At 70.0% G+C, this 9,884-nt stretch carries 6 protein-coding genes and 2 tRNA genes; 3 read left to right on the top strand and 5 right to left on the bottom strand.

Translation table 11 applies throughout. The features are described from left to right. A partial coding sequence (locus INT51_RS21680) for an integrase core domain-containing protein (RefSeq protein WP_193107467.1) occupies positions 1 to 510 on the top strand: 510 nt, incomplete at its 5' end. Positions 511 to 554: 44 nt separating this feature from the next. Here the strand turns inward: INT51_RS21680 and INT51_RS21675 are convergent. Beyond that, a tRNA-His gene (locus INT51_RS21675) sits at positions 555 to 630 on the bottom strand. A gap of 129 nt (positions 631 to 759) precedes the next feature. On the opposite strand from INT51_RS21675, the gene INT51_RS21670 reads away from it, so the two are divergent. Beyond that, positions 760 to 1,116 (top strand): thiamine-binding protein, encoded by a 357-nt coding sequence (locus INT51_RS21670; protein WP_193107466.1) that lies wholly within the window; start codon positions 760 to 762, stop codon positions 1,114 to 1,116. A gap of 250 nt (positions 1,117 to 1,366) precedes the next feature. On the opposite strand, the gene orn is transcribed toward INT51_RS21670, so the two are convergent. Beyond that, the gene (gene orn / locus INT51_RS21665) at positions 1,367 to 3,268 is read right to left on the bottom strand and encodes an oligoribonuclease (RefSeq protein ID WP_193107465.1); all 1,902 of its coding nucleotides are present in this window, start codon (positions 3,266 to 3,268) and stop codon (positions 1,367 to 1,369) included. Positions 3,269 to 3,399: 131 nt separating this feature from the next. Between orn and INT51_RS21660 the strand changes: the two genes are divergently transcribed. Continuing rightward, on the top strand, positions 3,400 to 3,927 hold the full coding sequence (locus tag INT51_RS21660; protein ID WP_193107464.1) for a thioesterase family protein: 528 nt from the start codon (positions 3,400 to 3,402) through the stop codon (positions 3,925 to 3,927). A 189-nt stretch (positions 3,928 to 4,116) separates the two neighbouring features. Here the strand turns inward: INT51_RS21660 and INT51_RS21655 are convergent, their stop codons facing one another. The 3 genes from INT51_RS21655 to INT51_RS21645 form a co-directional block, all read right to left on the bottom strand. Next, complete coding sequence (locus tag INT51_RS21655; RefSeq protein ID WP_226986048.1) at positions 4,117 to 4,392, bottom strand: hypothetical protein; 276 nt, start codon at positions 4,390 to 4,392, stop codon at positions 4,117 to 4,119. 441 nt (positions 4,393 to 4,833) lie between these two features. Then, positions 4,834 to 4,906, bottom strand: a tRNA-Arg gene (locus INT51_RS21650). Between the two features lie 56 nt (positions 4,907 to 4,962). Further along, positions 4,963 to 9,681 carry a DEAD/DEAH box helicase gene (locus INT51_RS21645; RefSeq protein WP_193107463.1) on the bottom strand — a complete coding sequence of 1,573 codons (4,719 nt, stop codon included), beginning with the start codon at positions 9,679 to 9,681 and terminating at the stop codon, positions 4,963 to 4,965. Positions 9,682 to 9,884: the final 203 nt, after the last annotated feature.

The following is a 9,884-nucleotide window of genomic DNA, read 5'->3' as shown; positions in this document are numbered from 1 at the left end:
CACGACGACCGCGCCCGCGACCGTCTAACCACGGAACGAAACCCAGGGCGCTTCATCGAACGCTTCCACCAGACCCTCAAACGTTGGCTGACCGCGCAACCACCGGCCCGAGACATCCCGACGCTTCAGGAGCAGCTGGACGGTTTCCAGGCCTGGTACAACACGCAGCGACCCCACCGAGCTCTGAACCGTCACACCCCAGCCGAGGCCTACACCGCCACCCCGAAAGCGCGCCCCGCCGCGAACTCCCGGCCCGGCGGCTTCACACTCCGCACCGACCGCGTCGACCAGCACGGCAAGGTCTCCCTCCGACACGCCGGACGGATGCGCCACCTCGGCCTCGGACGAGCCCACAAAGGCAGACCAGTTCGCCTGCTCATCGACCACGACGAGGTCATCGTCGCCGACCTCGACACCGCCACCATCCTGGCCGAGTTCACCATCGACCTCACCCGCGGCTACCAGACAAAAAAGCAGGGCCCCGGTGAAAACCGGGGCCCTGCTTCATGAACCATGTCCCGAGACATCTGCGAACGATGTCCCGAGACTTCACATGGGGTGATCGACGGGATTTGAACCCGCGACCGCCTGGACCACAACCAGGAGCTCTACCAGCTGAGCTACGACCACCATGTGCGAAACGAAGCCCGCAACGAGAGATAACCATACCGTCTGTGCGGCGCCATCTCGCCCAAAACTGCGCTGCCGGGAGTGTGAGACGCGTTGCACCTGGCATGTGCGACGGAGGAGACTGGCCCGATGATCGCAGCCTTCTCGCTCCAGCCCACCGGTGAGCCCTCCGACCCCGCCCTCCTGCGCGAGCTCGCGCAGGGTGCGGACAGTGCAAGCGTCCACGACGCGGTCGCCGCCGCTGTGCGGATCGTCCGGGACTCCGGGCTCCCGAACCGCACCTCGGCGATGTTCACCGAGATCGAGGGGGAGTGGGAGGAGGTCATGGACGTCGTCCGCCGAGCCACCGCCGAGGCCGGCCGCTACGGCTCCCGCGTGTCCCTGGTGCTCAAGGCCGATATCCGGCCCGGCCACAGCGGAGAGCTCGACGCGAAGGTCGAGCGCATGGAGGCCGCGATCGACGCCGGTGCCGAGCCCCAGCAGTAGCAATCGCCGCCGGGCACCGCCCCGGCACCATCGCCCCGACCCCGACCCCGACCCGCCGTGCTAACTCGGCCCCGGCCCGTCGCTGTCGTTCTGCGAGCGGCCCGAGACGAGAAGCGCACCGACCAATGCGACCATGGGCACCTCAAAGTCGTCGGAAAACAGCTCGTTGGTCACAGCGACGATCGGACCGGAAGCGTGACCGAGTGACCGCGCGGTGGCTGGACCGTGCGAGCACGGTCCCGCGCACGACTCAGAGGTTCGTGTCGAGCAGACCGTCCCGCAGCGCCGCGGCCAAGGTCGGGGTGACCGGGAGGCGCGGGATGAGGGTCGCCTGGAAGGCGTGGTAGATATCGGGCTTGCCCGGCCAGGTCACGCCCTGCGGCTCGTTGTTCTGGTCGAGCTCGTGGAACCAGGAGCCGCCCTCGGCGTCCAGCAGATAGGTCGAGATGTACTCCCACCACTGCTCGTAGCGCTCGGCCCACACACGATCCCCCGTCACCTGGTACATGACGGCGGCGGCGCCGACGGCCTCGGCCGCGACCCAGTGCATGCGCTCGCGCGCGACCGGCGCGCCGTCCCAGTCCACGGTGTAGACGAAGCCGGGGGCCCCGTCGGTGCCGAAGCTCGCCGCGGACTTCTCCATCAGTGCGGTGGCGGCCTCGAGCATCCAGTCCGGTGCCTCGCCGTCGGCCGCGATCAGTGCGGCGCGGCCATGCAGCACCAGGCGGGACCACTCGATCCAGTGGCCCACCGTGGCGCCGTAGGGGCGGAACGGGTGGTTGGGCTCCTCGCGGTTGTAATCCAGCAGCGGGTTCCAGTCGGTGTCGAAATGCTCCGGCAGGGCCCAGTCGTTGCTGCGGGCGAACTCGTCGATCGCACGGGTCATGATGCCCACGGCGCGATCCAGCCAGCGGCGCTGACCGGTGACGTCGGCAGCAGCGAGCAGTGCCTCGACCGTGTGCATGTTCGCGTTGATCCCGCGGTAGTCCTCGCAGGTCGTGAAGGTGCGATCGAAAGTGTCCACGCTCATGCCGGCGGCCTCGTCGAAGAACGACGTATCGAGGACGGCGAGCGCCTCGTCCAGCAGCTCCTGCGCGCCCGGTCGGCCGGCGGCGAGCGCCGAGGACGCCGCGAGCACGACGAAAGCGTGCGCGTACGCCTGCTTCGAGTCGTCAACCGCTTGCCCGCCTGCGACGGAGGCATACCAGCCGCCGTGCTCGGCGTCGCGGAACACGCCGCGCAGGGAGGCGATGCCGTGATCAGCGAAGCGGCCGAAGTCCGGGCGACCCAGCAGGTGGCCCAGGGCGAAGCTGTGTGTCATCCGGCAGGTGATCCACAGTTCCGAGGGGCGGGAGAGGTCCGGGGTGCCGTTCTCGTCCAGCCAGGCGAAGCCGCCGTCCTCACGGACCGCCTCGGAGCCGAACATGAGCAGCTCGTCGCCCTCGCCTTCGAGCCAGGTGCGATGGGAGGTCCGGTCGAGCCAGGGCAGGTGCGGTCCGGGAGCAGGGGCAGCGACGATCGGGGTCTCGTCGCCCCGGAGCACGAGGGCGCGGGATGCTTCCTGCGCCTGGGCGGTGGTGGGCCCCGGCAGATCGACCAGCAGCACCTCCCGGTAGTACTTGAGCTCCTGGATGGATTCGCGGATGTCGGCGAGTGCGCGGTGGCCGCCGTTCTTGGCAGGGATGTTGTAGTACACCCGGGGGAGCCAGCGCTTGGCGAGCTCCTTGAGGCTGGAGACGTCGATGGTGCGGTACGACAGCCAGCTCGCGAACTCCGGCACGTCGCGGTCCAGGAACACGCGGTCGGTGCCGACGCTGTTGCCCGCCAACGGTGCTTTGCCCGGCTCGGGGCAGAACTGGCGCACGTACGCGAGGCACTGCGCCTGCGCCTGTTCGAGGGTCATGCCGTCGTCGAGCTCGTCGAGCAGGCCCGAGGTGGTGTGCATGTTCACCACGAAGGGGTCCATGCCGGTGAGCGAGTCCGCCGGTGGCTTGATGACGACGTCGACACCGTCCCCGAGGATGTTCAGATCGGCGTCGGTCACGAGGACGGCGATCTCGACGAGCGCATCGCGCTTCTTGTCGAGGCCGGTCATCTCGCAATCGACCCAGATGATGCGGTCGTTGATGGCACGGGAGGAGCTGGAGGTCACCGGGTCACACTATCGCGGGTGCGCCGGGGACCGGGCGGGCGGTGGCAGGGCCCGCGTGGAGCGGCTGCAATTACCATGCAGTCACCCAAGCTCGGGGATGAGCCCTCGCGCGACCCTCGAAGGAGTCCGACGTGAACCTTTACTTCCGCCTGCTGGTGTTCATGATCCGCATACGCTTCCGCAGCCGGCTGAGCATGTGGGACACCTCCCACACGCGCTTCCGGGTGAATCCGGCAGACCTGGACCTGCAGCGACACATGAACAACGGGCGCTATCTGACTCTGATGGATCTGGGGCGGATGGACCTCATGCTGCGCTCGGGCTTCTGGAAGCGCATCGTGGAGGAGGGCTGGTACCCGGTCGTCGCGGGACAGTCCATCACCTATCGCCGATCCCTCCAGCTGTGGCAGTCGTTCGACCTGTCCTCGAGGGTGCTCGGATACGACGAGCGTTGGATCTACATGGAGCAGGTCTTCCGGGTGGGGGACAAGGTCTACGCCGATGCGGTCGTCCGCGCGCGCTTCCTGAAGAAGACCGGTGGATCGGTCGATATCGAGGAGGTGCTCGCTCTCGTCGGAGAGGTTCCCGACGACATGCAGGTGCCCACGTGGGTCACCGCGTGGAATGAGGCGTCCTCTCAGCACGGTCGGGAGCTCTGAGCACGCACCGGCACGCTCCGGCCGGACGACGTCGACGAGGCCAGGACCGAGAGCTGATGGCGAGCGCCGGACCTGCCGAAGAGCACGTGATCGTCGGTCCCGCGGAGCTGGGAGACGGGCCGGGTGGGTCACCTCACCGCTGGGAGTCGGAGCGAGATCGACCCGAGTGATGGGGCTGCGTGCCCCGTTTCAGCGCTGCGTGCGCGGACGAGGTGCCGGCGTCTTCTGCGCGGAGCGCCTGCGGATCTCCTCCACGCCGCTGAGCGCGAGCAGCGCCACGACGACCCCGAGCAGCACCCACTGCTCGAACACTCCGGCCAGGATGCCCGTGATCAGGAGCAGCGCCAGGTAGGCGATGTTCAGCACGCGGACCGAGACGCCCAGGAGCGTGGCCCCGAACTTCCCGCGCAGCAGTCGCATCGCCAGCAGGAGTGCGATCGCGCCGACGGTGATGATCTTCAGCATCAGACAGATTGCTCCAGATGACGTGGTGGGTGACAGCACCCTCTGGTCGGAGGGCAAGGGGGATGGCTCTCCGTGCGGGGAGGTCGGGATGATGCGCGGGACGGGCACTCGTCCCAGCGTAGCGACCTGTGAGGTCCCGGGGTCGACCCGGCGGGCGATGCGCCCGAGAGGCGGGAGGTTCCGCTGACGGGGCCGGTCGGGCAATGCCAGACCGTCGGCGCGGCGTGATGCTCGAGGATCCGGAGTTGCCGGATCCCGGCGTGTCTTCACCTCGCCGAAGGGTGGGATGCCCGATCTTCACGGCGTACGGGGACCGCAGCTTCGATCAGGCCCGGCGGGCGCGATGACGGGGCTGGAGGGGAAAGAAGGACACAGCTCAGCGCAATGAACACGTCGCCCTCCCCTCGCTGACGGGTCAGCTTGGGAGTATGGGCTGCTCAGTGCCCCCAGCAGGACTCGAACCTGCAACCTACGGTTTAGAAGGCCGTTGCTCTATCCATTGAGCTATGGAGGCTGACGGGTCCTGAGTCTACCGAGGTTTCGGGGGTGCCACGGCGCGCCTCGCGTCCCTCACCCGTGGAAGCGAAGGCTCTTGGGCGAACGCGAGAACCCGGCCCGGTGCAAGGACTCCACGGCCCGTCGCATCGACGGCGGCTGCTGCGTCTCGGGTGTCGTGAGCAGCACACCGGCGATCTTCTCGATCGAGGCCCGCCCGAGCCGGCCCCCTGCCGCGGCGATGGACAGGGCCGACGCCGCTTCGTCGTCGGCCCCGCTCTCGTGCCCCGGCCACCACAGCAGGGACTTCCCTCCGGCCTCCAGATAGGCGACTGCGTGCCCGCCTGCGATCACGACGTGCGCGCCTGCGCGCCGCTGTGGTCTGCCGGCGCCGTCGGACTCCGGCCACGGCAGGACAGCACCGAAAGGGTTCGCCGGATCGATCGCGGAGAGGACCACTGCCGGGCGGTCGCCGCGTTCGCCGCCGTCCGGGGAGCGGAGCCGGTCCACGGCAGCGCCCTGTGCGAATTGCGCGGCACCGAGCCCCTCGACGAAGTATCCGCGGCGCACGGCTCCGGAGTCCTCGAGATCGGCGAGCTCGCGGAAGACGGAGGACCAGCCGCCCGGCAAGCCCTCATGGGTGACCGCGCCGCGGGTGAGCAGACCGTGCCGGTCCACCAGCAGGGCCACCCGCGCCGCGCGACGAGACGCGGGATCCACCGGCTCCACCCTCACCGCGCTCCAGCGTCCGAGCGCGGCCGGGCCCGTGAGCGAGGCCAACGCAGAATCGTCGGTCTCGGCACGCAGCAGCGACGCCGACAACCGGGCCGCGCCGCGTCGACCGCGTCGGGCAGCTGAGGCGCCGCTGCGGCCGGTCGGCCGCGACGGTGCAGATCGAGACGGGGCGGAACGACCGGGCAGGGCCATGAGGGAGTCGGGGCTCGCGAGGCCAGCCAGGGCCAGTTCCTCGAGCGCGCCGGCGACCTGTGCGAGGGAAAGAGAGACATCGTCCCCGCGCCGACGGCGGACCGCCGCGGTCAGATCCGACAGTCGCACCTGGCCCACGGCGCCCTCGAGCGCCTCGAGCACGTGCAGCGCCAGTGACTCGTCAGGGAGGGCCGCGCGCGCTGCTGCCACCTCCTCGCCGTCGAGGCCGAGTGCCAGAGCGTCGGCGAGATGCAGCCGTCCCAGCGGCTCCTTCGACCCGCTGCCGCCGCCACGTGCGGTCAGGAGCACCTCTCCGCGGGCCAGTGCGTCCTCCAGCAGTCGCCCGGCGCTCGGGCCCAGTCGCACCGGCAACAGGTCCTCGCGCCAGACGCCGATCGGTGCTTCGAGCCCTGTGAGCTGGTCGATGACATCAGCAAGGGCCTCGGTGCCGGCGAATTGCGGATCCTCGAGAGCGGCCGCGTTCGCCGGGACGCCGCCGGCGAGATCGTTCCCGATCCCATGCCAGTCCAGGAGGAATCCCGTGAAAGCCTCGGGGGAGACCGGCGCGATGTCCTGCCGGGATTCGGCGAGTGAGGCTCGACGCAGGCGGCGCAGGATCCCGGCGTCGACCCATTCATCGCTCTCCCGGCCCGGGAGGAAACCGCCCTTGGAGAGCACGCGGCGTGCGGACAGTTCCGTGAGGGCGGCCCGTGCTGTCGCGGGCGGGACGGGGAGGTCCTCGAGGAGCTCCTCGGCGGTGAACGGTCCGCGCGAGCGCGCCCACCGGGCCACCACCTGCACCGCGGCATCCGGGACGGGCTCCAGGACGGCAGCAGGGAGCATCGCCTCGGCGCCGGGCGGAAGCACTTGTGCACCCGCGGCATCCCGCCACAGCCCGGCTTCCTCGACCAGGGCAAGGTGCTCGTCATCGTGCCACCTCAGGCGCAGGATCCGGCCCGACTCCTCGAGGCCCTCGATCGCTGCTGCGACGACGGCCGGATCCACCAGTCCGTTCTCGCGAGCGAACCGCGCCAGCACCTGCGCCGGCGTGAGGGGGCCCAGTCGCCGCACGGCGTCGGCGAGATCCTCCCCATCGCGGATCGCCCGCTCCGGGCTCAGCAGCTGAGCGTCCGCGCACACCCGCGCGATCGCCGCCGGCATCAGCAGCTCGCGCAGCGAGACCGTGCCCAGCAGCTCAGCGAGCACTGACTGGTCCAGAGTCAGCGCCGCGGTGCGACGCTCGGCCAGCGGGGCGTCGGCGTCGTACAGGAACGTCCCCTCATAGCCGAACATGACCGCGCGGGCGATGGGGCTCGGCTGGTCGACGTCGACCTCGAGCACCTCGACCCGGCCCGCCTCGAGATCGTCGAACAGCCGGGTCAGGGAGGGCAGATCGTATTCGTCGAGCAGGCACTCGCGGGCGGCCTCGAGCATCATCGGGAAGTTCGCGTGGTCCCGGGCGGCGTCCAGCAGCGACGCGGCACGCTGCCGCTGCTGCCATAGCGGAGCCCGCGAGGTCGGGACCCGGCGCGGCAGCAGCAGCGCCCGGGCCGAGCACTCCCGGAACCGCGCGGCGAACAGGGCGGAGGACCCCACCAGCTGCTGGACCGTCTGCTCGATGACCTCCGAGGAGAACAGCACCAGCGCAGCCGTGGGCACAGCGGCCCCTTGGGGCAGGCGCAGCACGATCCCGTCGTCCGAGGCCACCACCTGCACCTGTGAACCGCCCGTCTCCCGCAACCGATCGCTGATCGCCAGTGCCCACGGCCCGGTCACCCTCCGGCCCAGGGTGCAGTGCACCACGATCCGCCAGTCCCCGAGATCGTCCACGAACCGTTCGATGACCAGGCGTGAGCTGCTGGGGACAACCCCGGCGGCCTGCATCTGCCGCTCCAGCAGCAGGTGCACCTGGGCCCGGGCATCGGCGTCGAGCCCCAGTTCCCGCAGCCCGTGCTCACGCTGGTCCGGAGACTGTTCTGCGATCTCCTCGAGGTAGTCCCCGATCGCGCGACCGAGGGTCGGCGGGCGCGTCGCCCCGTCGCCGTGCCAGAAGGGGAGCCGTCCGGAGAATCCAGGTGCGGGGGAGACGGTCACCCGCTCATGGGTGATCTCCTCGACCCGCCAGCTCGACGTGCCCAGCGTGATCACGTCGCCGCGACGGGACTCGTAGACCATCTCCTCATCGAGCTCGCCCACGCGCCGGGCCTGCTCCTGGCCGGCGACCAGGAACACCGGGAACAGACCGCGATCCGGGATGGTCCCGGCATTGGTGACCACCAGGCGCTGCACGCCGGGGCGCGCCGTGAGGATGCCCCGTTCCCGGTCATGGACCAGGCGCGGCCGCAGCTCGGAGAAAGCGGAGGAGGGGTAGCGGCCGGTCAGCATGTCCAGCACCGCACCGAAGGCACTGCGCGGCAGGTCCGCGAACGGGTAGGAGGAATGCACCACCTCCAGCCACCGCTCGACGTCGAGGTCGTCGAGGGCGGCGGCCGACAGGGTGTGCTGAGCCAGCACGTCCAAGGCATTGCGCGGCACCTCGAGCGGCTCCAGGCGGCCCGCCCTCGCCTCCCGCACCATCAGCGCGCTGTGCACGACGTCCAGGGAGTGCAAGGGATGTACCCGCCCGCGCGAGACGTCCCCGACGCCGTGCCCGGCGCGGCCCACCCGCTGGAGCAGGGATGCCACGGAGAACGGTGAGGAGACCTGCACGACGCTGTCCACGGCGCCCATGTCGATCCCCAGCTCGAGGGTCGAGGTGGCCACCACGCAGCGCAGCGCCCCGTCCTTCAGCAGATCCTCGGTCTGCCGGCGGGCCTCCTTGGACATGGACCCGTGGTGGACGCGGGCGATCTCCTCACCGCTCGAGCTCGGCTCCTCACCTGCGCCGTGGAGCCGTCGATGCAGCGTGTTCAACCGCTCGGCGATCCGTTCCGCCTGTCGCCTCGAGTTCGAGAACACGATCGTCGATCGACGCGCCTCGACCTCGGCGAGCACGGCCCGTTCCACATGCGGCCAGATCGTGCCGCTGACGTCCTCCTCGTCGACCGCATCCGGAGGGGGCGCGACATCGTCCATGTCCGCCACCGGTACCGTCACGCTGAGGTCCCACTCCTTCGCCCCGGCCGGGGCGACGACCTGCACGCTCGCTCCGGTCGAGGAGAGGAACCGCGCGACCTCCGCAGCGGGCTCCACTGTCGCCGACAACCCCAGACGCTGCGGCCGACGGTTCTCCCCCGGAGCACCCGAGCCCGTGATCAGCGCGTCCAACCGGGCCAGCGACAGAGCCAGATGCACCCCGCGCTTTCCCCCGGCCACTGCGTGGACCTCATCGAGGATGACGGTCTCGACGTCGAGCAGAGTTGCGCGGGCGGCCGAGGTGAGCATGAGGAACAGAGACTCGGGGGTGGTGATGAGGATGTCCGGCGGGTGGGCGATCAGGCGGCGGCGCTCGGACGCGGTGGTGTCTCCCGATCGCACGCCCACCCGCACCGGCGCAGCCGTTTCTCCGCTCGCTGCGGCGCAGTCGGTGATCCCGGCCAGTGGCCGACGCAGATTGCGCTCGACATCGATGCCCAAGGCCTTCATGGGCGAGATGTACAGGACCCGGGTGCGCTCACGGGGCGTGCCGGGCCCGCGGGGCGTGCCGACCTCCGACGGCGCGAACATCAAGTCATCCAGTGCTCGCAGGAACGCGGCCAAGGTCTTGCCCGAGCCGGTCGGGGCGATCACCAGGGCGTCTTCACCCGAGGCCACGGCGTCCCAGGCCCCGATCTGCACGGGCGTGGGGGAGCCCAGATCACGGGAGAACCAGTCCCGGGTCGCCGGGTGCAGGCTCGTCGGCAGAGCAGGAGCGGTCGGTGTGCTCACACCGCCATTGTCCCGCGACCGGGTGACGAACGGGGCGGTTCGCCGAGGACGCCCATGCCACGCCCACCGAAAGGTGGAAGGATGGACACGTTGCGCTTCGGAGACGGAGCGCGCGAGGACGACCTGATGTCTACCGAAAGGGAATGCTATGGCTGACTACACGCTTCCGGATCTCGACTACGACTACGGGGCGCTGGATCCTT

The organism is Brachybacterium sp. FME24 (assembly GCF_014897705.1).
GTDB lineage: Bacteria > Actinomycetota > Actinomycetes > Actinomycetales > Dermabacteraceae > Brachybacterium.
Note: the sequence above shows the minus strand (reverse complement) of the source record. Positions and strands in the feature narration are given on the sequence as shown.

What these genes read in the sequence shown, in the direction of transcription:
- INT51_RS21670 (WP_193107466.1), top strand. Translation starts at nt 760, where the DNA reads ATGATCGCAGCCTTCTCGCTCCAGCCCACCGGTGAGCCCTCCGACCCC.
- INT51_RS21655 (WP_226986048.1), bottom strand. Translation starts at nt 4,392, where the DNA reads ATGCTGAAGATCATCACCGTCGGCGCGATCGCACTCCTGCTGGCGATG.